This window comes from Roseomonas sp. GC11 (genome assembly GCF_024437745.1).
Classification (GTDB): domain Bacteria; phylum Pseudomonadota; class Alphaproteobacteria; order Acetobacterales; family Acetobacteraceae; genus Pseudoroseomonas.
On sequence record NZ_JANFNY010000019.1, the window covers coordinates 1 to 25,014 of the forward strand.

At 70.2% G+C, this 25,014-nt stretch carries 22 protein-coding genes; 10 read left to right on the top strand and 12 right to left on the bottom strand.

The genetic code is table 11. The annotated features are described in order from the left end of the window. A partial coding sequence (locus tag NON00_RS07895; protein WP_256019427.1) for a transposase occupies positions 1-182 on the bottom strand: 182 nt, incomplete at its 3' end. A 144-nt stretch (positions 183-326) separates the two neighbouring features. On the opposite strand from NON00_RS07895, the gene NON00_RS07900 reads away from it, so the two are divergent. The 3 genes from NON00_RS07900 to NON00_RS07910 all read left to right on the top strand — a co-directional run bounded on the left by NON00_RS07900 (position 327) and on the right by NON00_RS07910 (position 2,749). Next, the gene (locus NON00_RS07900; RefSeq protein ID WP_256019431.1) at positions 327-626 is read left to right on the top strand and encodes a YciI family protein; all 300 of its coding nucleotides are present in this window, start codon (positions 327-329) and stop codon (positions 624-626) included. Between the two features lie 221 nt (positions 627-847). Next, positions 848-1,690, top strand: a complete 843-nt coding sequence (locus NON00_RS07905; RefSeq protein WP_256019434.1) for a hypothetical protein — start codon at positions 848-850, stop codon at positions 1,688-1,690. A 99-nt stretch (positions 1,691-1,789) separates the two neighbouring features. Further along, positions 1,790-2,749: an NAD(P)-dependent oxidoreductase gene (locus tag NON00_RS07910; protein ID WP_256019436.1), complete on the top strand. Its 960-nt coding sequence runs from the start codon at positions 1,790-1,792 to the stop codon at positions 2,747-2,749. Between the two features lie 13 nt (positions 2,750-2,762). Here NON00_RS07910 and NON00_RS07915 read toward each other — a convergent pair whose 3' ends face one another. Next, the gene (locus NON00_RS07915; RefSeq protein WP_256019439.1) at positions 2,763-3,764 is read right to left on the bottom strand and encodes a LysR family transcriptional regulator; all 1,002 of its coding nucleotides are present in this window, start codon (positions 3,762-3,764) and stop codon (positions 2,763-2,765) included. Between the two features lie 360 nt (positions 3,765-4,124). On the opposite strand from NON00_RS07915, the gene NON00_RS07920 reads away from it, so the two are divergent. Further along, positions 4,125-5,114 carry an aldo/keto reductase gene (locus NON00_RS07920; RefSeq protein WP_256019442.1) on the top strand — a complete coding sequence of 330 codons (990 nt, stop codon included), beginning with the start codon at positions 4,125-4,127 and terminating at the stop codon, positions 5,112-5,114. Positions 5,115-5,359: 245 nt separating this feature from the next. Then, positions 5,360-6,439, top strand: coding sequence for an ABC transporter substrate-binding protein (locus tag NON00_RS07925; RefSeq protein WP_256019445.1), 1,080 nt, complete (start codon positions 5,360-5,362; stop codon positions 6,437-6,439). Positions 6,440-6,545: 106 nt separating this feature from the next. On the opposite strand, the gene NON00_RS07930 is transcribed toward NON00_RS07925, so the two are convergent. Next, a complete protein-coding gene (locus tag NON00_RS07930) occupies positions 6,546-6,941 on the bottom strand; it encodes a cupin domain-containing protein (protein WP_256019448.1) in 396 nt (131 codons plus the stop codon). A 370-nt stretch (positions 6,942-7,311) separates the two neighbouring features. Between NON00_RS07930 and NON00_RS07935 the strand changes: the two genes are divergently transcribed. Together NON00_RS07935 and NON00_RS07940 are read left to right on the top strand one after the other, a co-directional pair. Further along, entirely contained in the window at positions 7,312-8,265 is a 954-nt protein-coding gene (locus tag NON00_RS07935) for a DctP family TRAP transporter solute-binding subunit (RefSeq protein ID WP_256019451.1), read from the top strand. Between the two features lie 16 nt (positions 8,266-8,281). Further along, positions 8,282-10,264, top strand: a complete 1,983-nt coding sequence (locus NON00_RS07940; RefSeq protein ID WP_256019454.1) for a methyl-accepting chemotaxis protein — start codon at positions 8,282-8,284, stop codon at positions 10,262-10,264. A gap of 199 nt (positions 10,265-10,463) precedes the next feature. Here the strand turns inward: NON00_RS07940 and NON00_RS07945 are convergent, their stop codons facing one another. Genes NON00_RS07945 through NON00_RS07960 form a run of 4 tightly spaced genes read right to left on the bottom strand, consistent with a single transcriptional unit; the run spans position 10,464 to position 15,512 of the window. Then, entirely contained in the window at positions 10,464-11,150 is a 687-nt protein-coding gene (locus tag NON00_RS07945; RefSeq protein ID WP_256019456.1) for a GntR family transcriptional regulator, read from the bottom strand. A gap of 38 nt (positions 11,151-11,188) precedes the next feature. Beyond that, complete coding sequence (locus NON00_RS07950) at positions 11,189-12,637, bottom strand: amidase (protein WP_256019458.1); 1,449 nt, start codon at positions 12,635-12,637, stop codon at positions 11,189-11,191. 7 nt (positions 12,638-12,644) lie between these two features. Beyond that, positions 12,645-14,228, bottom strand: a complete 1,584-nt coding sequence (locus NON00_RS07955) for an ABC transporter substrate-binding protein (RefSeq protein ID WP_370688690.1) — start codon at positions 14,226-14,228, stop codon at positions 12,645-12,647. Between the two features lie 57 nt (positions 14,229-14,285). After that, entirely contained in the window at positions 14,286-15,512 is a 1,227-nt protein-coding gene (locus NON00_RS07960; protein ID WP_256019464.1) for an aminotransferase class III-fold pyridoxal phosphate-dependent enzyme, read from the bottom strand. Positions 15,513-15,621: 109 nt separating this feature from the next. Between NON00_RS07960 and NON00_RS07965 the strand changes: the two genes are divergently transcribed. Next, positions 15,622-17,424, top strand: a complete 1,803-nt coding sequence (locus NON00_RS07965) for an NAD(P)/FAD-dependent oxidoreductase (RefSeq protein ID WP_256019467.1) — start codon at positions 15,622-15,624, stop codon at positions 17,422-17,424. 28 nt (positions 17,425-17,452) lie between these two features. Here the strand turns inward: NON00_RS07965 and NON00_RS07970 are convergent, their stop codons facing one another. Continuing rightward, positions 17,453-18,172: a hypothetical protein gene (locus tag NON00_RS07970; RefSeq protein WP_256019470.1), complete on the bottom strand. Its 720-nt coding sequence runs from the start codon at positions 18,170-18,172 to the stop codon at positions 17,453-17,455. A 3-nt stretch (positions 18,173-18,175) separates the two neighbouring features. Beyond that, positions 18,176-18,859: a ParA family protein gene (locus NON00_RS07975; protein ID WP_256019472.1), complete on the bottom strand. Its 684-nt coding sequence runs from the start codon at positions 18,857-18,859 to the stop codon at positions 18,176-18,178. A gap of 212 nt (positions 18,860-19,071) precedes the next feature. Here NON00_RS07975 and NON00_RS07980 point away from each other — a divergent pair, with 212 nt between their 5' ends. Beyond that, a complete protein-coding gene (locus tag NON00_RS07980) occupies positions 19,072-20,058 on the top strand; it encodes a tripartite tricarboxylate transporter substrate binding protein (RefSeq protein ID WP_256019475.1) in 987 nt (328 codons plus the stop codon). A gap of 266 nt (positions 20,059-20,324) precedes the next feature. Here the strand turns inward: NON00_RS07980 and NON00_RS07985 are convergent, their stop codons facing one another. Beyond that, entirely contained in the window at positions 20,325-21,263 is a 939-nt protein-coding gene (locus NON00_RS07985) for a hypothetical protein (protein ID WP_256019478.1), read from the bottom strand. Positions 21,264-21,784: 521 nt separating this feature from the next. Continuing rightward, the gene (locus tag NON00_RS07990) at positions 21,785-22,723 is read right to left on the bottom strand and encodes a helix-turn-helix domain-containing protein (protein WP_256019620.1); all 939 of its coding nucleotides are present in this window, start codon (positions 22,721-22,723) and stop codon (positions 21,785-21,787) included. 110 nt (positions 22,724-22,833) lie between these two features. On the opposite strand from NON00_RS07990, the gene NON00_RS07995 reads away from it, so the two are divergent. Next, complete coding sequence (locus tag NON00_RS07995; protein WP_256019481.1) at positions 22,834-23,730, top strand: DMT family transporter; 897 nt, start codon at positions 22,834-22,836, stop codon at positions 23,728-23,730. Positions 23,731-23,895: 165 nt separating this feature from the next. Here the strand turns inward: NON00_RS07995 and NON00_RS08000 are convergent, their stop codons facing one another. After that, a complete protein-coding gene (locus tag NON00_RS08000; RefSeq protein WP_256019485.1) occupies positions 23,896-24,864 on the bottom strand; it encodes a tripartite tricarboxylate transporter substrate binding protein in 969 nt (322 codons plus the stop codon). Positions 24,865-25,014 lie beyond the last annotated feature (150 nt).

The window sequence follows — 25,014 nt, forward strand, 5'->3', positions numbered from 1 at the left end:
AGGTCGTTGGGCATCCAGCGCCAGGGCGCGCCGGTCTTGATCACGTAGCGCAGGCCGTTGAACACCTCGCGCAAGCTGTGCTCGCGCTGCCCGGCCACCTCGAGCAGCAGCGTCAGATAGGGCGCGACCAGGGCCCATTCGTCATCGGAAACGTCAGAAGGGTAGGGCTTGCGGGCACTCATGCCCCGCAGCCTGATCGTTACCCGCCTGCAGGTCCATAACAGCCTCTAGGTGATGATGACCCAGGGTGACGGTGCGGCAGGAAGCCTTCCAACGCCTCCGGCCAAGCGGTTCACCTGTGCGTTGTTTCGAGCGGGAATCCGAGCATGCCTTATGTCATCACCTTCCTCGATGATCCTGGAACCGAGCGGAAGCGGCAGGAATTTCGCCCCCTGCATCTGGAGCATGTGATCCGGAATGCGCACCGCATCATCGCCAGCGGTGGCCTCTTCGCCGATGACGGCCAGACCTATACCGGGGGGCTGATCATCCTGGATACCGATCACCGCCAGGAAGCCATCGACTACATCGAGAGCGATCCTTTTTTCCTGCAGGGAATCTTCAGTCAGTACACCGTGCATCGCTGGCGCAAAGCCATCTTCGACCACCAGCGCGTGACGATCTGACAGGCCCGGGCCATGCGGGGTGCGAGCGGAACAGCAAAGCCTGGCCTGCAAGAAATCCGGCAGCGGCACGGGCCGTCAAGCACCCTCATCTGCCGCGGAGCGCCGCTGGATAACGGGGTGTTATCACCCTGAACGGCCGCGCATTGTCTTTGCCACGTGAATGAAAATACTCAACGGCAGCGCGATGCTCCTGCGCCGCTGCAAACGATGAGGGACGTCACATGAAAATCTCCGAAGCCGCCAACGCGGATTCCGGCGTCGTCGGAACGATGCGCGAGGGTGTCCTCGCGCAGAAATTCCTGCTCAAGGGCAAGGATGGTTCGCCGAACAACTATCTTCTGAATGTCGGGCGCACCGGGACAGGCGGGTGGGCGGCGCCGCGCCACAAGCACAATTTCGACCAGATCCGCTATGTGCTGAAGGGCAACTACCCCTACGGCAAGGACCAGGTCATGCCGGAAGGCACGGTCGCCTACTTCCCCGAGAGCGTCTATTACGGCCCGCAGGACCGCCCGGAAGGCCTGGAGATGATGGTCTGCCAGTTCGGCGGGGCAAGCGGCCAGGGCTATCTCAGCGTCACGCAACGCGAGGCGGCCAATGACCGCCTCAAGAAAAAGGGCGAGTTCAAGGGCGGCCTCTTCACCTGGCGGGACGAGGAGGGGAACCAGCACACCCAGGACGGCTTCGAGGCCTGCTTCGAGGAAGCCATGGGCCGCAAGCTCGCCTATGCCCCGCCGCGCTTCGGCGACGTGATCCTGATGGACCCGGCGAATTTCAGCTGGATCGCGGATGCGCATCAGGCGGGCGTCGCGCATAAATGGCTCGGCTCCTTCACCGAGCGCGAACTGCGCGTGGGCCTCACGCAGATCGCAGCGGGCGCGACCTTCCGCGCCGGTGAACAGCCTGCCCTGGAGGTGATGTTCCTGAGCCGCGGCTCCGTCACCGTCCAGGGCAGGACCTATGGCCGGCACACGGCGTTCGAGCTGCTGCCGGAGGATCCGCATCTGGAGGTGACAGCCGCCGGGGAGGCGGAATTTCTGCGCCTCATCATGCCGAAATTCTGAGGGTGCACCCTGGCCGGCGGCTGGCCTGGATCCGGCCGGGCCGCAGGCCAGCGCGCCCCACCTCTCCCCCCGCCGCCGGCACAGACCACAGGACCGCGCATGACCTCCCTGCCCGATCATGGCCCCCCGCGCCCCGTCATCAGCTTTCCGCCGCTTGAAGGCATGGCCTATCCCCGGCTGGAGGCGGCGGGTGTGCTGCGCATCCTCGCCGATGCGGCCGCCATCCTGGCCCTGCCGGCGGCGGAGCGCGCCGCGGTCCGTGTGCTGATGACCAGCGCGACGCGCGGCTGCGGCGCCCCCCTCGCCGATGCCCTGCCGCATCTGCGCCTCGTCCTGTCGCAGGGGGCCGGCCAGGACAGGATCGACCTCCCCGCGCTCCAGGCGCGCGGCGTGCGGGTGCGCTCCGTGGGGGAGGCGCTGACGGAAGATGTCGCGGATCTGGCGATGGCCCTTGTCCAGATGACGACGCGCGATCTCCTGCGGGCCGATGCCTTTGTGCGCGGCGGGGGCTGGGCCTCCGGCCGCTTCCCCGTCGGCCACAGCCTGGTGGATGCGACGATCGGCATCGCCGGGGTCAGCGGGCGGATCGGCCAGGCCATTGCCCGGCGGGCGGTCGCCTCCCGCATGAAGGTGGCGGGGCTCCGCCGCCCCTCGAATGCCGGGCTCGGCATTCCGCTCTACGAGGATATGCGGGCGCTGGCCGCGGCGAGCGACATCCTGGTTCTGGCCATGCCGGGCGGCGCCTCGCTGCGCCATGTCGTCGGGGCGGCGGAGCTGCGGGCGCTCGGGCCCCGGGGCCGCCTGATCAATGTCGGGCGCGGAGAGCTGGTCGATACCGACGCGCTGGTGGCGGCGCTGGAGGCGGGCGAGATCCTCGCCGCCGGGCTGGATGTCGTGGAGGGCGAGCCGCATGTGCCGGAGCGGCTGGCCCGCCTGCCCAATGTCGTGCTGACGCCGCATATCGGCGGCGCGACCTGGGGCCATCGCGAGCGCGCGGCGCGGATCGCCGAGGATGAAATCCTGGCCGCCCTCGCGGCGGCGCAGGAGGCCGCTCGCTGAGGCCCGCGCGGCCTCAGCACCTTCCGGCGGGGTGGTGATGCGCCACGATCGCCGCGGATGGCGGCGGTGCCGTGCCGTGGCGCGCCTCCCCGGCCTGCGCCGGTGTTCCGGCATCGTCGCTCATGGCGGCCCCGGCGGCCGCGATCTGGGCCACGAGGCCGCGCGCGGCTGCCGGCAGCACGCTGCCTTCGCGGAAGATGACGGCGATGTCGCGGTTGAGCAGCGGGTCAGCCATATCGAGCGCCTGGATGCGGCCTTCCCGCACATCCGCGCCAATCGCGGAGGCCGGCAGCGTGGCGAGGCTGTCGCTGCCGGCAACCATGGCCTTGATGCAGTTCGCTGAGCTGCACTCGGTCAACTTCCCCGGCAGATCCAGGCCCTCGGGTTGCAGCAGCCGCTCCAGCAGCGTTCTCTGCTTGCCGACCATCTGCAGGATCCAGGGATAGCGCACCAGGGTGGACCAGGTGAGAGGCTGCGCGTCGCTGGCCGGATGGCCCGGCCGGGCGATGACATGCAGCCTGTCGCGGAACAGCACCCTCTGCTTCAGACCCTCCAGGAAGCCGTAGAATTCCGTTTGCGCCACGATGAAGTCGAACTCGCCGCGCATGAGGCCGAGCAGAAGGTCGAGCTGGTTTTTCTCGGCCAGGCGCAGCGTGGCATCCTGGTTCTCCGCCTGCCAGAGGGTGACCGCGCGCGGGATGATGGTGACCGCGAGGCTGGGCAGCACGCCCGCATGAATGGTGCCCTCGGGGCTGGCGGCTCCGCCACTCACGCAGCGTTCCGCGAGCACGAGTTCCTCGCGGATCAGGCGGGCATGGGCATAGAGCAGCTCTCCGATCGGCGTCGGCGTGACCCCTGTCGGGCTTCGCTTCAGCAATTTCTTGCCCAGGTCACGCTCCAGGCGGTCCATCGAGGTCGAGAGCGCGGGCTGCGAGATCAGCAGATGCCTGGCCGCTTTCTTGAAGCTTCCCTGCTCGATGACACAGGCCAGATAGAGCAGCTTGCGCGGATCCATGGTTCCCTCCGGAAGAAACAGCTTTGCTTGCTTTTTTGTCGGGGAACGGCACCCGCATGGCCGTGGCGGCTGGCATCCCGGGCAATGCTAACGACATCCGGCCATGCCCCGCAATCGCGCGCGCCATTCCGATCCTTCGCAGGCGGCAGAAGGAAACCATCCATGCCTGTGCAGCGCAGCGAAGTCCCGCGGCGGATGCCGTGGCGGGGCTGCTCCGCGCCATCATGCCTCGCCTCCGTCCGCGGGCGATTGATGCCCTGCCGGGATGGGGGCATGCGGATTTCCACGGCTAATCCGGCCCGCCCGTGCCGCCTAGCCTCCGGCGCATGGCGGATCTGCCGCCAGCCAGGAGACAGAGCGATGAAGAAGCGCGTGCTGGGGCAAAGCGGCCTTGAGGTTTCCGCCCTTGGTTTCGGCTGCATGGGCCTGAACTTCAGCTATGGCCACGCCCTCGGCAGGGGCGAGGCGGTCGCCCTGCTGCGTGATGCCGTGGAGCGCGGCGTCACCTTTTTCGACACCGCCGAGGTCTATGGCCCCTTCACCAACGAGGAGATCGTGGGCGAGGCGCTGGCACCGGTCCGCGACCGCGTGGTGATCGCGACCAAGTTCGGCTTCCACATCGAGAACGGCCAGATGGCCGGGCTGGACAGCCGCCCCGGGCAGATCCGCGCGGTCGCCGAAGCCTCTCTCCAGCGGCTGGGCATTGAGGTGATCGACCTGCTTTACCAGCACCGCGTCGATCCCGCCGTGCCGATCGAGGATGTGGCCGGCACGGTGGGCGACCTGATCCGTGAGGGCAAGGTGAGGCATTTCGGCCTGTCCGAGCCAGGGGCCCAGACCGTCCGTCGGGCCCATGCGGTGCAGCCGGTCGCGGTGCTGCAGAACGAATATTCGCTCTGGACGCGCGGGCCCGAGACCAATGGCATCCTGCAGGCATGCGAGGAGCTCGGCATCGGCTTCGTGCCCTATAGCCCGCTGGGCAAAGGCTTCCTGACCGGGGCGATGAACCCGGATACCCGGATCGAGGCCAGCGACTTCCGCGCCAGGCTGCCCCGCTTCACGCCGGAGGCGATGCGGAAGAACCAGGCGCTGGTGGACCTGCTGGCGGAGGTGGGGCGGCAGAAGGGCGCGACGCCGGCGCAGATCGCCCTGGCCTGGCTGCTGGGGCAGAAGCCGTGGATCGTGCCCATCCCCGGCACCACCAAGCGGCACAGGCTGGAGGAAAATCTCGGTGCCGCCGATGTGGCGCTGACGGCGGAAGAGCTGGGCGCCATCGCCCGCGCCGCCGCCGCGATCCCGATCGAGGGCAACCGCTACACGCCGGAACACGAGGCGATCACCGGCCGCTGACCCGGCGGCGGGGGGAGAGGCCTCGCCAGGATTGCCGATCCGCGGCCCCGCCGATATGTTCATTGGGAAATAACGGGGTGGCGGGGCCACCAGCCCTGCCGCTTCGCCCGCCCCAGGCCGGCGCGGGTGCCAGCCCTGGCACCCACCCGGTGCCGCACCCAGGAGATCGGGTTCATGACGCTGCCCGCCCGCAACCTGCTGCCCGGCGGTATGGCGGACACCGGCGCCATCCTGGGCAAGGCGTGATGCCGGCCGCCCCTGGCCGGCGTGCGCTGCTCGGCGCGCTCGCCACCTGGCCCCTGGCCGCGCGGGCCCAGGAAGCGCGCGCGCTGCGCGATCAGGACAGGCGCGCGCTGCGCGATGCCGCCGGGCGGCAGGCGATCCTGCCCGCGCGGGTGGCGCGCGTCTTCGCCGCCGGGCCCACCGCCGCGCTGCCGGTCTGGAGCATCGCGCCCGACCTGCTGGCCGGCTGGCCGCGCGCCCCCAGCGGCGCGCAGCTGGACTTCCTGCCGCCCGAGGCCGCCGCCCTGCCCGAGACCGGCCGCCTGACCGGCCGCGCCGGCGACACCGCCAGCATCGAGGCCGTCATCGCCGCGCGGGCGGACATGATCCTGGACTACGGCTCCGTGACGCCGCCCTATGCCGCGCTGGCGGATCAGCTCCAGGCGCGGACCCGCCTGCCCACGCTGCTGCTGGATGGCGCGCTGGCGAAAATCCCCGAGACATTCCGCCTCCTGGGCGCGATCCTCGCCCGCGAGGCCGCCGCCGCTCCCCTGGCCGAAGCCGCCGCGCGGTTGCTGGACGAGGCGCAGGAGGCCGCCGCGCGGCTGGCGGCGCGCGGGCGGCCCCGCGTCTTCTACGCGCGCGGGCCGCAGGGGTTGGAGACGGGCGTGGCGGGCTCCATCAACACCGAGATCCTGGAGGTCTGCGGCGCGGAGAATGTCGCCGCCGTGCAGGCTGGCACGGGCGGCCTGGCCGAGGTCCCGGCTGAGCAGGTGCTGCTCTGGGATCCGGACTGGATCGTCACGCCGGAGGCCGGGCTGGCGGCCGCCATGCCGGGGCACCGGCTCTGGGGCAGCCTGCGGGCGGTGCGCGCGGGGCGGGTCGCGCTTGCCCCGGCCCTGCCCTATGGCTGGGTGGACAGCCCGCCCTCGGTCAACCGCCTGCTGGGGCTGGCCTGGCTGCCGGTGCTGTTCGGCGCGCAGCCGCGCGACGCCCTGCCAGGCCGGATCCGCCAGCTGCACGGCCTGCTGTACCACCGCCTGCCGGATGCGGCGCCGCTGGCCGCCCTGCTGCGGGGAGCTTTGCCGCAGGGCCTGCCCTGATCCGCGCGGCGGCAGGCCCGCGTGGCCGCCGCCGCGCTCAGTATCCCGGCTCGATCGCCTCGATACGGACGGAGACCGCGGCCTGGCCAGCGCCGGCCTTCCCCCGTCAGCGCTGGTACTGCGCGTCCGTCACATGCTCCAGCCAGTCCACCGGGGAGCCGTTGAGCTTCTCCTGGATGGCGATGTGGCTCATGGCCGTGGTCGCCGTGGCGCCGTGCCAGTGCTTTTCCCCCGGCGGGAACCAGATGACGTCACCCGGCCGGATCTCCTCGACCGGGCCGCCCTCGCGCTGCACCCAGCCGCAGCCGGCGGTGACGATCAGCGTCTGGCCCAGCGGGTGGGTGTGCCAGGCGGTGCGGGCGCCCGGCTCGAAGGTGACCAGGGCGCCGGCCACGCGGGCGGGGGCGGGCGGATTGAACAGCGGGTCGACGCGGACCGTGCCGGTGAAATACTCGGCCGGCCCCTTGCCGGAGGGCTGTGCCCCTGCGCGGGTGATGTCCATCTTCTCTCTCCTTGTCGCCTGAGAGGCGGGCCCGCCCTGCGGCGGGCCGGTGGCGGTCTTGCAGTCTGGCAGCCTGGCGCAGGAGATAGGCGAGGAATGCCCGCAGGATTAGAGCAGGAAACCGACATAGTCCTATCGGGCCGGCTCATCAGTGGAGCGGGCGTAACGCGGCGGGGCCGGGGCGGGCTCCCGCGCGGCGCACCTCACCCGGGCATGATCTTTATGGAACACGGGCTTAAGGAGATGGAAGCTTCGGGGGGGTGAAAATAAGGGGCTTCACAGCCCCGGATTGGTCACACCGATGCCCTGCCCTGGTTTCCCCCGGCGACAGCACGTCCCCACCGGAGCCCCGGGGCGCCGGCAGGCCTGCATGGTGCTGGCCTCGGTGATGCTGGCGGCACCGCGCCTCGCGCGTGGGGCGCCTGCCACCGTGCTGCGCATCGGCTATAGCAGCGGCACCACCGGCCAGCTGGGCGAGGGCGCGCGGATCATGGCCGAGCGCCTCCAGGCCCTGACGGAAGGGCGCGTCCAAATCGACTCCTACCCGCAAAGCCAGCTCGGCGGCGATCTGGACATGCTCCAGGCCATGGAGCGCGGGACGCTGGACATGACCATCAACGCCGCCCTGTCGAGCTTCGTGCCGGAGCTGGGCATCTTCGAGGTGCCCTTCCTGTTCCGCGACATCGCCCATGCCCATGCGGTGCTGGACGGGCCGATCGGGCAGGCCGCGCTGCGCCGGCTGGAAGCCCGCCAGCTCGTGGGGCTGTCCTGGGGCGAGAACGGGCTGCGCCACATCACCACCACCGCCCGCCAGATCCGCGGCCCCGCCGACATGGCCGGGCTGAAGCTCCGCTCCGCGCCCTCCCAGGCCATCCTGACCACCTTCAAGACCCTGGGCGCCGAGGCCGCCATGCTGCCTTTCGGCGAGCTCTATGCCGCCCTCGCCGCCGGGCGCTTCGAGGCGCAGGAAAACCCCATCGGCACCATCGAGAGCGCCGGGCTGTGGCAGGTGCAGAAATTCATCAGCCTCACCGGCCATGTCTATTCGCCCGCCGGCCTCGTCATCTCGCGCCACAGCCTGGAGCGGCTTTCCGCCGCTGACCGGGCCGCGCTGGAACAGGCCGCGCGGGACGGCGCCCAGGCCTCCCGCCGCGCCGCCGTCCTGGCGCAGCAGAACGGCCTGGCCCGGCTGCGCGACCGCGGCATGACCGTGATCGAGGTGGACCGCACCGCCTTCGCCCGCGCCCTCGCCCCCGCCGAGGCGGCCTTCGCCACCATGTTCGGGGCCGAGCAGCTCGCCGCCATCCGTGCCGTCAAGGCCTGACAGGACAACCGTCGCCATGGCTTTTTCCCTGGGCATCCGCGGCCGGATCTTCGTCGGCTGCGGCACGCTTCTGGCCTTCCTCCTGCTCTCCGCCATCCTGGCCTGGAATGGCATCGCCTCCATCCGGGCCTCCGCGGACCGCGCGGGGGAGGCCGCCGAGCAGGCGAGCCAGGCCAGCACGCTGGGCTTGCAGGCCACCCTGCTGCGGACCCATGCCCTCCGCTTCATGGTCACCGAGAACCCCGGCGACCGGCTGGAGGTGGAGCGCGCCCTCGCGGCGCTGCGGGCGGAACTGGCGCGCTTCGCGCCCCTCGCCAATGATTCCGGCTTCCAGGATACGCTGCGGCGCTACGAGGCGGCGCTGCAGAAGATCCTCAGCGGTTCGGCCGCCCGCCAGGGGGCGCTGGCCACCCTGCAGCGCGACGGGGCCGAGGCGCGCAATATCCTCTACACCCTGCTGCGCGACATGGCCGGGCGGGGCGCGCCCCAGCTGGTCCCGGCGCTGCGGGTGCAGGATTCCGTGGATTTCCTGCTGACATTCCAGGCCCGCCACTTCGCCACCCGCCAGCCGGGCGATGCCGATATCGTCGCCACGGAAGCCCGCCGCCTGGAACAGCGCATGGCGGATCTGCTGCCCCTCCTCGCCGGCCTGCCCGAGGCCCGCCATGCGGAGGAACTGGCCAAGCGCGCCAAGTCGCTTCGGGAGACCGTGCTGGCCAGTGTGGAGGCCAGCCTGCGATTCACGGCGGGCCTGGCGGAGGCCACGCCGCTCGCGGGGGAGCTGGTCCGCCGTGTCGCCGCCGCCAGCGAGACCGCCCGGAGCGAAGGGGATGCCAGCCTGGGCCAGGTGCGCGACAATGCGGCCACGGTCGGCTCGGGCGTGGCCGCCATCGCCCTGGCTGCCTTCCTGGCGGGGTTGGGCATCGCCGTGCTGATCGCCCTCTCCATCACCCGCCCCCTGGGGCGGCTGCAGCGGACCCTCGGGCGCATCGCCCAGGGGGATCTCGGCATGCCGGTGGGCGATACGCAGCGGCGCGATGAAATCGGCGATATCGCCCGCGCGGTCGAGATCTGCCGGGGCGGGCTGGAGGAGGCGGCCGGGCTGCGGGCCGCCGAGGAGCAGCGCAAGGCCGAGGCGGAACTGGCCCGCCAGGCCATGCTGCGCCAGGTGGCCGATGGCTTCGAGAAGGATGTGGGCGGCACCGTCGCGGCGGTCGCGCAGGCCGCCTCCAGCATGGAGAGCACGGCCCGCGACCTCTCCTCCACGGCCCGGCAGGCCAGCGAGAAGGCCGCCACGGCCAGCCGCGCCTCGCACGATGCCAGCGGCAATGTCGCCACCCTGGCCAGCGCCACGGAGCAGCTCAGCGCCTCCATCGCGGAAATTTCGCGCCGCATCGCCGAGACGGCCGCCGTCAGCCAGCAGGCGGCCGAGCGGGCCCAGCGGGCGGATGCCACCGTCACCATCCTCTCCGGCGCGGCGGAGCGGATCGGTGACGTTGTCTCGCTGATCCAGAACATCGCGGGGCAGACCAATCTTCTGGCGCTGAACGCCACGATCGAGGCGGCGCGGGCGGGGGATGCCGGCAAGGGCTTCGCCGTCGTGGCGAGCGAGGTGAAGAACCTCGCCAGCCAGACCGCCAAGGCCACCGAGGAAATCGCGGAGCAGATCGGCCGCATCCAGTCCAGCACCGGCGAGACCGTGGCGGTGCTGCGCGCCATCAGCCAGAGCATCACGGAAGTGAGCCACCTGTCCTCGGCCGTGGCGGCCGCCGTGGAGGAGCAGGGGGCCGCGACGCGCGAGATCGCCAGCAGTGTCGCCGCCGCCGCGCAGGGCACCAACGAGGTGTCGGCCAATGTCACAGGGCTGAGTCAGGTCTCTGGCGTGGTGGGCGAGGCGGCGGGCAGCGTGCTGTCCGGCGCCAGCGGCCTGGCGCTCCAGTCTCAACAGCTGCGCCAGCAGATCGGCCAGTTCCTCCAGAAGGTCCGCACGGCGGAGTAGCCCGCCCCCGCCATCGCCGCCTCCGCGGCGGCACCCGGCGGGCAGAGCATGGCTTGGCGAAAACAGACGGCGTGGGTGTGCGTCTGCCGCCGCTTTGATGATCCCTCCGGCAGCGCCCGCGCCATGCGCCGGGCCCGCATGCGGCCCAGGGGCGCGCGGCGCGGCTGGAAAAACTTCGCGCCCGGCAAATCCGGAGGCCTCAGGCGGGCGGGGCCTGGGTTTGCAGGTAGCGCACGAGGTTCTGGCCGCCTTCCAGCAGGTCGCCCTGCAGCGCCTCGCGCGCGGCCACGGGGTCGCGCCGGCGCAGCGCCTCCAGCACGTCCAGGTGGCGATGGCGGATGGCATAGCTGGGCGGCGCGTGCGGATAGATCACCGCATGCATCGGGCCATTGCGCAGCCAGATGGTTTCGATCAGCGCCATCAGTTCCGGCATGGCCGCGGCCCGGTAAAGGCCGCTGTGGAAGGCCCAGTTCCAGCGGCTGGCCTCCAGGCCATCCCCGGCGCGCTCGGCCGTGATGTAGTGCTCATGCGCCGCCTCCAGCGCGGCGATTTCCTCGCTGCCGATGCGGCTGGCCGCCGCCTCCGCCGCCATCCCCTCCAGCGCCAGGCGGATGGTCCGCAGTTCCAGATACTGCGCGAGGCTGAGCCGCGCGACGGTGATGGAGCGCGCCGCATCCATCACCAGCGCGCCGGTGCGCGCGAGCTGCACCAGCGCCTCGCGCACCGGCGTTTCGGAAACCTGCATGGCCGCCGCCAGATCGCGAATCTTCAGCCGCTGCCCGGGTTGCAGGCGGCCCTCGAAGAGGGCCTGCCGCAAGGCGTCATACACGCGCTCTGTCAGGCTGGAACGGCCCACGGGTGCCACGAAATTCGCATCCGCCGTCATCGCTTCACCCGTCCCTGCCCCTGTTCTGCTGCGCGGGCTTATAGCGGCAGGGCGGCCTCGGACGGAACAGCCCCCGCCACCTCCGGCGGGCGGTGCATGGCCCAGGGGCGCGCCGCCTCGAAGGCCGCCGACATCTGCAGCACGCCGAGATCGTCGAAGCGCCGGCCGACGATCTGCAACCCCACCGGCAGCCCGGCGGCGGTGAAGCCGCAGGGGATCGAGGCCGCCGGATTCTGCGAAAGATTGAAGGGGTAGGAAAATTCCGCCCAGCTCATCCAGTCCCACGGGTGTTGCGGCCAATGGGGCGGCTGTAGCCGGTCCGCCGGGAAGGCGGCCACCGAGACGGCGGGGGTCAGCAGGAAGTCCCATTCCTCGAAGAAATGGTGGATCTCGGTGCAATAGGCGTATTTCACCAGCCGCATCTTCTGGTACTCGGCCAGGGTGATGTGCTGGCCGGCCTCGATGCAGGCGACGAAGCCGGGGTCCATCTTGTCGCGCCATTCCGGCAGGCGCTCGGCATGGCGGCTGAAGTGGGCGGGCCAGAAGAAGCGCGCGAGGTCCGGCCCGCGCGGCCCCCAGGGCGTCGCCACCTCCTCGACCGGCAGGCCCAGATCCTGCTCGAAGGCGCGCACGGCCCGTTGCACCAGGGCCGCCACCTCGGGGTCCACCCGCGCATGGCCGAGATCGGCGCTATAGGCGATGCGCGGCCGGCGCGGGCGCTGTGCCAGGAGGGCCGGGTAGTCCGCCGGCGGTGCCTCAAGGCTCGACTGGTCATCCGGGTGGGGGCCGGCCATCACCTTCAGCATCAATGCCGCGTCGCGCACCGTGCGGGTCAGCGGGCCGAGATGCACCGTCTGGTCGCTGGCCGTCATCGGTGATTGCGGCACGCGGCCATAGCTCGGCTTCAGCCCATAGACGCCGCAGAAATGCGCCGGCATGCGGATGGAGCCGGCGCCATCGCTGCCCTGGTGCAGCGGGCCATAGCCCGCCGCCGCCGCCACCCCCGCCCCGGCCGAGGACGCCCCGGCATTATAGCCGTGCTGCCACGGATTATGGGTGATGCCGGTCAGCGGGCTGCGGCTGACGCCGGTCCAGCCGAATTCCGGCGTGGTCGTCTTGCCGAGGATGATGGCCCCCGCCGCGCGCAGGCGGGCGACCATCGCATTGTCGGCGGCGGCGACATCGCCGCGGCGCAGATGCGTGCCGTATTCCACCGGCATGCCGCGCACCGCCTCATGATCCTTGATGGTGACGGGAATGCCGTGCAGCGGCCCGAGCGGCGCGCCCGCCACCAGCGCGGCCTCGGCCTGGCGCGCCGCCTCGCGCGCTTCCCCGGCGGCGAGATGGGCGAAGGCGTTGAGCTGCGGCTCCCGCGCCGCGATGCGCGCCAGCACGGCCTCCACCACCTCGGTCGGGGAGAGGGTGCGGGCGCGGATCATCGCCGCCAGGGTGGTGGCGGGCGCGAAGCAGAGATCGGTGTCGTCCATGATGCGCTCAGCCCTGCTTGCGGAGGTTGTAGAAGAGCGGAATGCCCTTCAGCACGCCGCTCAGCGTGCTGCGATAGGCCGTGGCCTGATAGAAAAGGCCGAGCGGGATATAGGGAAGATCCTCGAAGGCCTGGAGCTGGATGTCGCGGCAGAGGCGCTGCTGCTCCTCCGCGTCGGTGCTGTCCATCCAGGCCTCGCGCAGCGCCTCGATGCGCGGGCTGCTGGGCCAGCCGAACAGCGCCGCCTGCCCCGCGCCGCGCAGATAGGAATGCGCCGCCGGCGTGCGGCAGCCAAAGCCCGCCGCGTAGTTGCAGTTGACGCTCCAGCCGCCCTGCTCCGGCGCCGCGCGTGAATTGATCTTCTGCGACACCGTCGCCCAGTCCAGCGCCTGATAGTCCAGCGTGATGCCGAGCTTGCGGAAGAGATCGCCCGCCACCTCGCTCATCGCGTTGAGCACGGGGAAATCGGTGGGCACGGCGAGGACGACGCGTTCCCCCTTGTACCCTGCCTCACGGAGCGCGCGGCGCGCCGCCTCCAGGTCGCGCGGGCCGGTCAGCGCAGCCATGCCGGCCTCGCTGGCCATCGACGAATCCGGCTGGAAGAAGCCGATGCCCTCCTTCCACATGCCGCTCTCGGTGCCGGCCACGGCGGTCATGAAATCCGCCTGGCGGATGGCGGGCAGCAGCGCGCGGCGGATGGCCGGGTTGTCGAAGGGCGGGTGCAGGTGGTTGAAGCGCAGCACGGCCATGAAGCCGGTGTTGTCGATGATCTCCACCCGGATGTTGCGGTTGCGGCGCAGCAGCGGCAGGAAATCCGCCGTCGGCTGCTCCCACCAGTCGATCTCGCCGGATTGCAGGGCGGCGGCGGCCGTCGCCGCGTCGGGGATGGTGTGCCACTCCACGCGCTCCACCTGCGCGAGCTTCGGGCCGGACCAGAAGCTCGTGCTGCCCGGGCGCGGCTGATAGCCGGGGAAACGCGCATAGACGGCGCGCGAGCCGGGGATGCGCTCGCTGGCGACGAAGCGGAAGGGGCCGGAGCCGATCACCTCCGGCACCTGTTCCGTCACCGCCAGCTGGGCGTGACGCTCGGGCATGATGACGGGCAGTTGCGGCGCCGGCTTGCCCAGGATGTCGGCGAGCAGGCGGAAGGGCTTCTTCAGCCGCACGCGCACCGCTTTGTCCGAGGCAGGCGCGAGGTCGGCGATCTGCGCGAAGAGCGTCTGCGCATAGGTATCGCGCTTGCCCCAGCGCTGCAGGCTGGCCACCACATCCTGCGGGCGGACGGGCGCGCCGTCATGGAAGGCGAGGCCCTCGCGCAGCGTCAGCCGCCATTCCAGCCGGTCCTCGCTGACGGCATAGGAGTCCAGCATCTGCGGGTGCGGCCGGTAGGCCTCGTCCACGCCGAACAGCGTGTCATAGACAAGCGCGGCGTGGTTGCGCGTGACATAGGAATTGGCCTGGATCGGATCGACCGAGGCCAGGTCCGCCTGTGGCGCGAAGCGCAGCGTGCCCTGCGCCTCCGCCGCGCGTGACAGGCGCGGCGCGGCAAGGCCGATGGCGGCCGTGCCCAGAAGCAGATCCCGACGTTTCACCATAGTCGCCTCCTCGATGGGGGTGATGGCGTCCCTGTGTGATTCTTCTTGTTGTGCTCAGAGCGCCGCGACGGCGGCGAAGCCGTGCTCCGCGGCGCGGATCGCGGCGTCGATCCCGGCCTCGTCATGGGCGGCCGAGAGGAACATGTTGTGGCGCGGGTGGAAGTAGACGCCCTGCGCCAGCACCGCGCGGCAGAAGGTGCTGCCCTTCACGCCCTCCGCATCCTCCTCGAAGAGGACCAGCGGCATCTGCGCCGGCCCGGATTGCCGGAGGCCGAGGCCGTGGCGCGCCGCGCCGCGCGCGAGGCCCTCGCGCAGGCGCAGGCCCAGCACGGCGAGGCGCGCCGGCACATCGTCACGCCGCACGACGCGCAGCGTGGCCAGCGCCGCCGCCATCGGCACCGCCGCGCACCAGAAGGAGCCGGTGAGGTAGAGCCGCCCCGCCGTCGCGCGCAGCCACTCCGCCCCCGTGATGGCGGCGAGCGGATAGCCATTGGCGATGGCCTTGCTCCAGGCGCAGAGATCGGGCGCGATGCCGAGCCCGGCCCAGCTTCCCCGCACATCGAGGCGGAAGCCGGCGCGCACCTCGTCGATGATCAGCGCCGCGCCGCGCGCGTCGCAGATCGCCCGGGCCTGGGTGGCGAATTCGGCGGTGGGCATCTCCTGGTCCCGCCCGAGGTCGTGGCGGAAGGCGCTGACCAGGATGCCCGCCAGATCCTCCCCCGCCGCCGCCGCCGCGCGCGCGAGGCTCTCCGCGTCGTTGAAGTCGTAGTGCAGCAGATGCGCGCGGTCCTCGCTGGTGACGCCGAGCAGCGAGGGCGAGCACCACGGCACCGCGCCATGATAGGCGCCGCGCGCGACGAGGATCTTGCGCCGCCCCGTCGCGGCGCGGGCGAGGGTGACGCAGCCCGTCGTCGCATCCGTGCCGTTCTTCTGGAACAGCACCCAGGCGGCGTGCGGCAGCGTGTCCACCAGGAGTTCCGCCAGTTCCACCATCACCGGCGCCGGGCCGTTGAGGCAATCGCCCTGGCGGCGCTGGCGCTCGGCGGCCTCCTCCACCTCGGGGTGCTGGTGGCCGAGCAGGTTGGGGCCCCAGCTGCACATGAAGTCGAGATAGCGCGTGCCATCGGCATCCCACAGGTGGGCACCTTCGCCGCGCGTGAAGAATTGAGGGTAGCCCTCCGGCAGGCGGGCGGCATGCAGGTGGCCCCACATGCCCGTGGGCACCACCCGCGCGGCCCGGGAGCGCCATGCCGCATCGGCGGAATTGATCAGCCCGTCCATGGCCGACTCCGATATGTTATTTGATATATCATATGTTGACATGAGCCGGATCGAACCGCAATCGATATGTGCAGCAGGGCGCCACCCCAGGCCGCCCCGGAGGATTCCCATGAACGCCACAGCAGAAGCCGATCTGGAGGCCTGGCTGGCCACCCTCGCCGCCCGCCTGGAGGCGGGTGACCCCGCCGGAGTGGCGGCGCTCTTCGAGGAAGGCGGGCTGTGGCGCGACATGCTCGCCCTCAGCTGGTCCATCGTCACCTTCGAGGGTCATGGCGAGATCGCGGCACTGCTGGCGCGCAACCTCGCCGCCGCCGCGCCGCGTGGCCTGCGCCTGTGGCCCGGCAGCGCGCGGATGGAAGGCGGCGTGCTGGAAGGCTGGTTCCGCTTCGAGACGGCGCAGGGCCGGGGGCGCGGCCATGTCCGCCTGCGCGGCGGGCGGTGCTGGACGCTCTTCACCGGGCTGGAGGCGCTGGCGGGGTTCGAGGAGCCACTGGGCCCGCGCCGCGCCCCTGGCACGCATCACGGCGCCTTTCCCGGCCGCCGCGGCTGGGGCGAGCAGCGCGCCGCCGGGCGCGCCGCCCTGGGCCGCGAGACGCAGCCCTTCTGCCTCATCATCGGCGGCGGCCAGGCGGGGGTGACGCTCGGCGCGCGGCTGAAAATGCTCTCCGTGCCCTTCCTCATCATCGATGCCCAGGAGCGGCCGGGCGATGCGTGGCGCCAGCGCTATGAATCCCTCTGCCTGCATGACCCGGTCTGGGCCAACCACCTGCCCTACCTGCCCTTCCCGCAGCACTGGCCCGTCTTCACACCGAAGGACATGATGGGCGACTGGATCGAGGCCTATGCGCGCATCATGGACCTCGACATGTGGTGCGGCACCCGCGCCCTCTCCGCCGGGCGCGACGAGGCTGCCGGCGCATGGCGCGTGACGGTCGAGCGCAGGGAGGGCGGCAGGACGGAGCGCCTGCAGCTGCACCCGCGGCATCTGGTGATCGCGACCGGCATGTCCGGCGCCCCTGCCCTGCCCGCCTATCCCGGGCGCGAGCGCTTCCGGGGCGAGCAGTGCCATTCCAGCGAGTACCGCAGCGGTGCCGCCTATGCCGGGAAGCGCTGTGTCGTCATCGGCTCCAACAACTCAGCCCATGATATCTGCGCCGATCTCTGGGAGCATGGCGCCGAGGTGACGATGCTCCAGCGCTCCTCCACCCTCGTGGTGCGGGCGGAGACGGTGATGCGCTTCATCAGCGGCAAGCTGTTTTCCCAGGCGGCGGAAGAGTCCGGCCTGACGACGGAGGAGGCGGATTTCATCCTGGCCGCGCGCCCCTTCGCCCTGCACGCGGCGCTTCAGAAATCCATCTATGCCGAGATCCGCCGCCATGACGCGGCCTTCTACGCCGGGCTGGAACGGGCCGGCTTCCTGCTCGACTTCGGCGAGGATGAGACGGGGCATTCGCTGAAATACCTCCGCCGGGGGTCTGGCTACTATATCGATGTCGGCGCCTCGGAGCTTGTCATCCGCGGCGATATCCGCCTGTGCAGCGGCGCCGCGGTGCGCGCGGTGACGGAGGAGGGGCTGGCGCTGGAGGATGGCCGCCACCTGCCGGCTGATCTCATCGTCTACGCCACCGGCTATGATCCGATGGAAGGATGGATCGCGCGGCTGATCTCGCCGGAGGTGGCGGCCAGGGTCGGGCCGGTCTGGGGCCTGGGCTCCGGCACGCGGCGCGATCCGGGGCCCTGGGCGGGCGAGCTGCGCAACATGTGGAAGCCCACGCGGCAGGAGGGGCTGTGGCTGCATGGCGGCAACCTGCAACAGGCGCGCTTCTATTCGCGCATCCTGGCGCTGCAACTGAAGGCGCGGCTCGCAGGGCTGGCCACGCCGGTCCATGATCCACGCCTGGGCGGAGTTTGAGGGGGCCCCCCTCAGGACAGACCACCGCTCAGCGTGCCCCCGGCCCATCCTCCAGCTGCGGGCTGTGCTCGCCCAGTTCCCGATCGATCTCCAGCAGTTCGTGGCGCATTTTCTCCATCTCGGCGATGATGCGCTCACGGCGGCGGATCAGTTCCGCCTCGCGGTCCAGCCGCGCCTGCCGCAGGCGCCGCTTGAAATCGATGATGGCATCCCGCCGTGCCCGGGGGCCGACCAGCCCTTCCTTCCGGGCGGCATCCAGTTCGGCCTCGCTCAGGGTGGTGAGCTGGTAGGCCACGGAATAGTTCTGCGGCAGTTCCGCCGGGGAAATCCGGCCCTCCGCCAGGGCGCGGGAGACGCATTCGAGCTGGGACGCGATCTGCACGCTGAATGGCAGCTTGCCGAGGAAGACGCGCCATTCCGCATGCATCTGCGCCCGCCGCTCGGCCGGTGTCAGATGGGTGTTGCTGCCCCGGATGCGGTCCTCGATGAGGTGGCGGGCCTGGATGATGCGGTGGCCGATGGTCAGGAAGGCTTCCTGCGCCCGCGACCACAGCGTGCCGATTTCCACGGCCAGGTGATCCGGGTTGGAGGTTTCGAAGGCGGCGATCGCCAGCGCATCGCCCCGCTGGTCGGGGTTGGCGGCCGGCTCGTGGTCGATGGCCTGTTCGATGGTGCGGCGGATGCGCGCCGGGTCAAAGCCCCGGCGCTCGGGCGCGGGGCTGCCCGTGGTGGTGCGGCGGACCGCCATGGCTCAGCCCTCCCCCAGCCCGGCGCGGCGGCGGACGGCCCCCCAGACCGCTTCGATATCCTCGCCACCGGTGCATTTGCGCATTTCGGTTGCCCCGAGGCCTACCTCGTCGGCAGCGAGGAAATCATAATACTCGCCGATTTCCACGGCGCAGAGTTCGGCATGGCGGACCAGCCGCTTCTTCGCCAGGCCGATGACGCGGGTGGCCTTGGGCTTCACGAGGTTGAGCACCGCCAGGGTCGGCCGCTTCCAGACGGAGAGGGCATGCAGCAGGGTCTCGGCGCTCTCGGTATCGGAAATCCCGACCTTGGTGGGCACCAGGACAAGATCCACGCCGAAGGAGAGGGTCTTCAGCACCTCGGAACTCTGGTCGATCGCGGGGGGGGTGTCGAAGAACACGATGTCATGCTCATCGAGGGCCAGGACATCGGTGGCGTCGCGGGCCTCGTGCGGGTCCGCCTCATAGCCGGTGATGGGGGCGGCATCGGGGCAATACTGGGTGCGCCGCTGCAGCCACTTGGTGACCGTGCGCTGGGTGTCGAAATCCACCACGGCGACATTGTAGCCATTGGCGGCGGCGGCACCGGCGAGGTTCTTCACCAGGAAGCTCTTGCCCGGCCCCCCCTTCGCCCCGGTGCTCAAGATGCGGATGGTCCGCTTCAGCCGCCTGGTGCCGCCTTCTGCCATGATCTGCTCCGGGAAAAATCCTGTCGGGACCCTAAAGCGTTTTCGGCGGTGCGGCGAGAGTGGCCGGCAGTTTCTTACCGGTAAGATTTCCCACTGCCTTCCGGCATCACGGCGAAAGCCCGGGCGGGGCAGCGCCTCCCCACACCATGCTCGCCAGACCGCGCGGAAGCAGGCAAGCTGGCGCCAAACAGAATACGCCATGGGAGGATGACATGACGGACCAGGAAGGCTTTTGCCGCGCGCTGCCCCGGCGCGGCCTGCTGGGCGCGGCCGCGGCGCTCGCGCTGCCGGCCGTGGCGCGGGCGCAATCGGGCACCATCACCCTTATCGTCCCGACCGCCGCCGCCGGCACGACGGATTTCGCCGCGCGCCTGCTGGCGGAACCGCTCTCCCGCCTGCTGGGGCAGACGGTGGTGGTGGAGAACAAGCCCGGCGCCAATGGCGCGCTGGGCACGCAGGATGTGGCCCGTGCCCGGCCCGATGGCACGCGGCTGCTGGTGCAGTATTCCGGCTATCAGGTCGGCACCCCGGCGGTGGTGAGCAATCTCGGCTATGATGTGCGCAAGGATTTCGCGCCGGTGGCGCTGCTGCTGGATGCGCCGCAGGTCATCTTCCTGCACCCCGCCATCCCGGCGGGCAATGTCGCGGAGCTTGTCACCTATGCCAAGGCGCATCCGGGGCAGCTGAATTACGCCTCCTCCGGCTCCGGCTCGCTGCAACATCTGGGCACCGAACTGCTGAAGCTGCGGACAGGGACGGACATGACCCATGTGCCCTATCGCGGCACCGGCCCGGCGACGCAGGACCTGATCTCCGGCCGCGTGCAGATGATGATGACGACACCGCCGCCCCTGATGCCCTTCGTGCGCGAGGGCAGGCTGAAGGCGCTGGCCATCACCGCCGCCACGCGCAGCCCCGCCCTGCCGGATGTGCCGACCCTGGCCGAGCAGGGCCTGCCGGGGATCGAGGTGGTGGGCTGGTTCGCCCTCTTCGCCCCGGCCGGCACACCGCCCGCCCTGCTGCAACGGCTGGGCGAGGCGGCGGATGCCGTGGTCGCCAGCCCCGAATTCCGCCGCCGTGCCGAGGAGCAGGGCGCGGTGGCCCGCCAGATGCGGCCCGAGGAGATCCAGGCGCGGGTGAACCGCGAGTTGGATGAATGGACCCACGTGGTCCGCGATGCCAGGATCCAGCCGGAGTAATCCTTGCCCGATCCGCGCCACCCAGCGCGGGCCGGGCCGATGGGGGCGGGAGCCTGGTGCTGCATCCGGGCGTGGTGCCGGCGCATGGCGGGTGCGCCGCGCTCTGAAAGACGGTTTGCCAGCACGGCGCAACCCCGAAACAGGCTTCGCCCTGCTTCAAACTGAAGGCGGGTGCAGGGGACCCTGTCCCCTGTTGGGGGTGTTTGAGGGGGCAAAGCCCCCTCAAGACCACCTGAGAGACACGGGGACGGGAAGGGCCCCCCCGCTCAGACGGGAAGCTCGGCCTGCGGGCTGCCGGCGCGGAGATAGCGATAGCGGTAGGTCTTCGCGCGGCCGGAGCCGATGATCTCCTCCGACCAGGAGACGAGGCCGCCCGCCTGCTGCATATCGCTGAGCGCCTGCCGGACTTCCTCGCGCAGCTTGACGCGCTGCTTGGTCGTCTCGGCCCTGTAGTCACGGCCGGCGAGGCTCGCGAGCAGTTCGACGTCGATCCAGCTATGGGCGGGCTGGGAGTCGATATAGGGCCACCAGCAGCGTGCATAATCGCTCTTGAGCCGAAAATAGACATCCGCATCGACGGCGACGAGATGGCGTTCCTCCAGGGTGCGGCGCACCCACTCGCCATAGCTCACCGTCACCCGGCTATCGAGCTGGGCGCCCTCCCACTCGATCTTGCCGATCAGCGCATCCGACCAGCCGGCCCCGGCGAGGAGGCCGCGGGCCTCGGCTTTCATGAACTCCTCATGCGAGCCACGGAAGACGCGGATGGAGACGCGTTGAAGTTCCTGCAGCACGCGCAGGGCGGTCAGCAGATTCGTCACATGGACGCTCAGGCCCGAGGCCACCAGCAATTCCCGCCATGAGGTCTCGGTCTGGCACAGGATGATGCGCTGGCCGGCATCGGTCCTGGCTTCCACGCGGCGGGCCCGCAGGCGGAAGAGGGCGACCAGCATGTCGCGGTGCCGGGTGCCGAGTTCGCGGCCCGCCACCTCCACCACCGAATGCGGCGGGACGATGTAGATGCGCCGGAAGTTGGAATCCGTGTTGAGCGAATGCGTCCGCGCCGCGAAGGCGGAGGTGCGGGCGAGGCGGGAGGGCATGACGGCGGGTGCCCGGCGGCCGCGGGCATTCTGGCGGGTCTTTTCCAGCCGCGCCAGACGGCGGCGCTCGACCTCGCTCAGGTTCTTCGGGCCAACCTCGACCATGTCAAAATGCCCCCGCGATTCCGCTTCGCGCCGGAATGCCCCCGCGATTCCCGATGGGGAGGAGCATAGACAGGAAATCCCGGCTGGGTATCCCCTAAAGTGCTCCGGTGATTCCCGGTGGGGCATCACTTTATCCACAGGACCGTGGATAAGTTTCCCGGTCCAGTGAATCGCAGGGGCATTTTGCGTAAAAGCGGGGGCATTTTGCGTAGAAGCAGGGGCACTTTACCCCATTAAGTCCCTGATAAAAAAATGCTTTTTACCCTTTAGACTTATATTATTAGACGAATCATAGACCCCAGGCTGTGGACACATTCTGTTGCGTGGAAGGCGTGGTGAAGCACCGGACAGTGGATGGCTGCCTGGGATAGGCCCCAAGCCTTCAGACCAGGGATCGCCAAAAGGTAGAACAGCCGCCAGGGAAGGGGCGCTCTGGGGCCAAAATGCCCCCGCTTTTACGGCTTACCAGGGAGGCCGCTGTCCCAGACCGGCAGACGTTCCAGGAAAATAAAATATATTTTTCAGTGTGATACGGTCAAAGCCTCATCCTGCGGCAAGGGCCGATACCCGGCAGCTATAGCCGGGCCGGATGCCGATGCACGGCTCAGAGCGGCACGATAGGCCGCCGGCGTCGTTCCCAAAGCCGCGCCAAACACCCGCGTCAAATGGCTCTGACTGGAAAAGCCACAGGCCGTGGCGATCTGGATGATGGGCATATCCCTGCGGAGCAGCGCGCGGGCACGCTCCAAACGGCGCCACTGGACCCATGCCTGTGGTGAAACGCCATGGCTGGCCCGGAACATGCGCTGAAAGTGAAAGGCGCTGAGCTTCGCCAGGGCCGCAAGCTCGTCCAGCCGGAGCGGCATATCCAGATGAGCCTCAATATACTCGCCGATACGCCGCCGCAGATGCGGGGCCAGGCCCCCTTTCAAGGCGGGCAGGGGCAGGCCCTGCGGCGATGCCATGGCCAAAGCCGCAAAGGTGGCTTCCGTGGCGGCCTCGTCCGCCGCGAGGGCATCGCCACGGGGCAAGGCCAAGGCCAGATGGCCCAGCGCGGCCGCCACCCGTGGCGCCTCCCCCAGGGAAAGTTCCGGCAGCACCATCAGCCGGGCATCGCGGTCGAAGGCCTCCGTATAGGCCCGGCGCAACCCGGCATCCGGCAGGTACAGGTGCACGAAGGCGAAGCGCGTGGTGATCTCCCAGTCCGAGACATGGCCCTGGGGCATGACACATACCGCCCCGGGACGGCCACGCCCGGCCTGCCGCCCCAGGCGGCGTGTACCCTCACCTCCCTGGATGTAGAGGCTCAGGGCATGCCCCTCCGGCCGCTCATAGGCGACCCGGTCCTGGCTGTTGCTCCAGATCGCCGCGGACCGGCCGAAGCCGAGTTCCATGGCGTGCAGCCTGCGGGCATTGGAGGCGGAGAGGATGGCCTGAACAGTGAAGGGCTGGATCGGCATCAGCACGCGGTGAGGCTTGGAAGCACCAGGATGCGGCCGCGCCCCAGGGCGGGCAAGGATGATCCGCCGCAAGATCCTGCAAACGCCGCGCGGGCGGCGGTGCTATCGCCATGGCTATGCAGAACGCGCTTCTCTTCCTGTCCACCGTGCTGATCTGGGGCAGCACATGGCTTGCCATCACCTGGCAGGTCGGGCCGGTGCCGGTGCTGGTGTCGGTTTTCTACCGCTTCGCCAGCGCGGCGGTGATCCTCCTGGTGGTGCTGGCGGCGCTGCGGCGGCTGCCGCTGCCCGGATGGCGGCACCAGCCCTTCCTGCTGGCCCAGGCGCTGTGCCTGTTCAGCTGCAATTTCCTCTGCTTCTACAATGCGGCGGGCTATCTGCCGTCCGGGCTGATCTCCGTCATCTTCTCGCTGGCGACGCTCTACAACGCCGTCAATGCCCGCCTGTTCTTTGGGGACAGGATCAGCCCCCGCACGGTGCTGGCGGCGCTGCTGGGCGTCTGCGGCGTGCTGCTGCTGTTCGGGCAGGATATCTTCATCCGCTTCGAGGCCGATACTCTGAAGGGCCTTGGGCTCGCCGCGCTGGGCACCCTGTTCTTCTCGCTCGGCAACATGGCCTCGCACCGCAACAGCGCCGCCGGCATCGCGCCCCTGACGGCCAATGCCTGGGGCATGGCCTATGGGGCGGTGGTGCTCCTCGCGCTGATCGGGCTGACCGGCACCCCCATGGTTGCCCCGCCCGATGCTGGCTATCTCGCCGCGCTGCTCTATCTCTCGGTCATCGGCTCGGTGGTGGGCTTCACCACCTATCTGATGCTCGTCTCGCGGATCGGCTCCTCGCGGGCGGCCTATACGACGGTGCTCTTCCCGGTCGTGGCCCTGTCGCTTTCCACCCTGTTCGAGGGGTATCGCTGGGGGATGCCGGCGCTCGCCGGGCTGGGGCTGACGCTGCTGGGGAATGTGGTGATCTTCTGGCGCGGGCCGCTGCCACGCCGCCCAGCCGCCTAGCGGAGAGGACGCCTCAGAGACCGTTCGGACATGCAGGCCGCCCGTGACCTGAAGGAAACAGGCGCTTTCCAAAAGGGTTTCCAAAGGCCTCAGGCCTTTGGTGGGGAGAGTTTGAGAGGGGCAAAGCCCCTCTCAAGACCGCTCAGCACATTGCCAGACAGACCCTCACTCCAGGCGGATATTGGCCTCCCGCACCACCCGGCCCAGCCGCTCGCGCTCGGAGGCGTAGAACTGGCCCATCGCCTCCGGCGTGCCGCCCAGGATATCGGCCCCGCTCTCGACGATCCGTTTCCGGGTTTCGGCTTCCGCGATCATGCCGTTCACCGCCGCGTTCACCTGCCCGATGATGTCGCGCGGCGTGCCGGCGGGGGCCATGAGGCCCCAGACGCTGGCCAGCTCGACGCCCTCGATCCCCCCCTCGCGGAAGGTCGGCACATCCGGCAGCGCGGCAGAGCGCCGCGCCGAACTCACCGCGAGGGGCCGCACCCGCCCATCCTCGATATGGCCGCGCAAGGTGGGGATGGAGCCCATGTAGCTGTTGATCTGCCCGCTGATCAGGTCCGGCAGGGACTGGGCGATGCCGCGATAGGGGATGTGGTTCAGCTGGATGCCGGCGCTGCGCTGCCACAATTCCAGGATCAGGTGGGACACCGTGCCGATGCCGGGGGAGCCAAAGGTCAGCTGGCCGCCGCGGGCGCGGGCGGCGGCGGTGAATTCGGCCAGGGTCTTCCAGGGCGCGTCCGCCCGCACCACCAGCACGGCGGAGCCGCTGGCGATGAGGGCCACCGGCATCAGGTCGCGGTCTGGGTCATAGGGCAGCTTCGGATAGGTCAGCGGGTTCAGCACGACATTGTCGGTCTGCGCCATCACCAGCGTGTGGCCATCCGGCCGGCTCTTGGCCGTGGCGTCGAGCGCGAGATTGCCACCGGCGCCCGGCTTGTTCTCGATCACGATCGTCCAGCCCTGCGCCGCGGTCAGCCGCTCCGCCACCAGCCGGGCCAGGTTGTCCGTGCCGCCGCCCGGCGGGAAGGGGACGATGAGGCGCACCGGGCGGCTCGGGTAGCTCTGTGCGATCGCGGGGGCCGTGGCCATGCCGAGGCCCGCGGCCAGCAGGCCGCGCCGTGTCAGGCTCATTTCGTGTTTCCTCCGGTTCTGGTTGCGCCCAGAGTGCGGGTGTTGCCCGGCCACGGGAAGGGCTTATCGGCCGGTGCGGGGTTCTCCTCCGCCGGGACGGGCGGTGGACAGGCGGGCCACGATCCTCATCATGGATCCCGATGGAGCGGC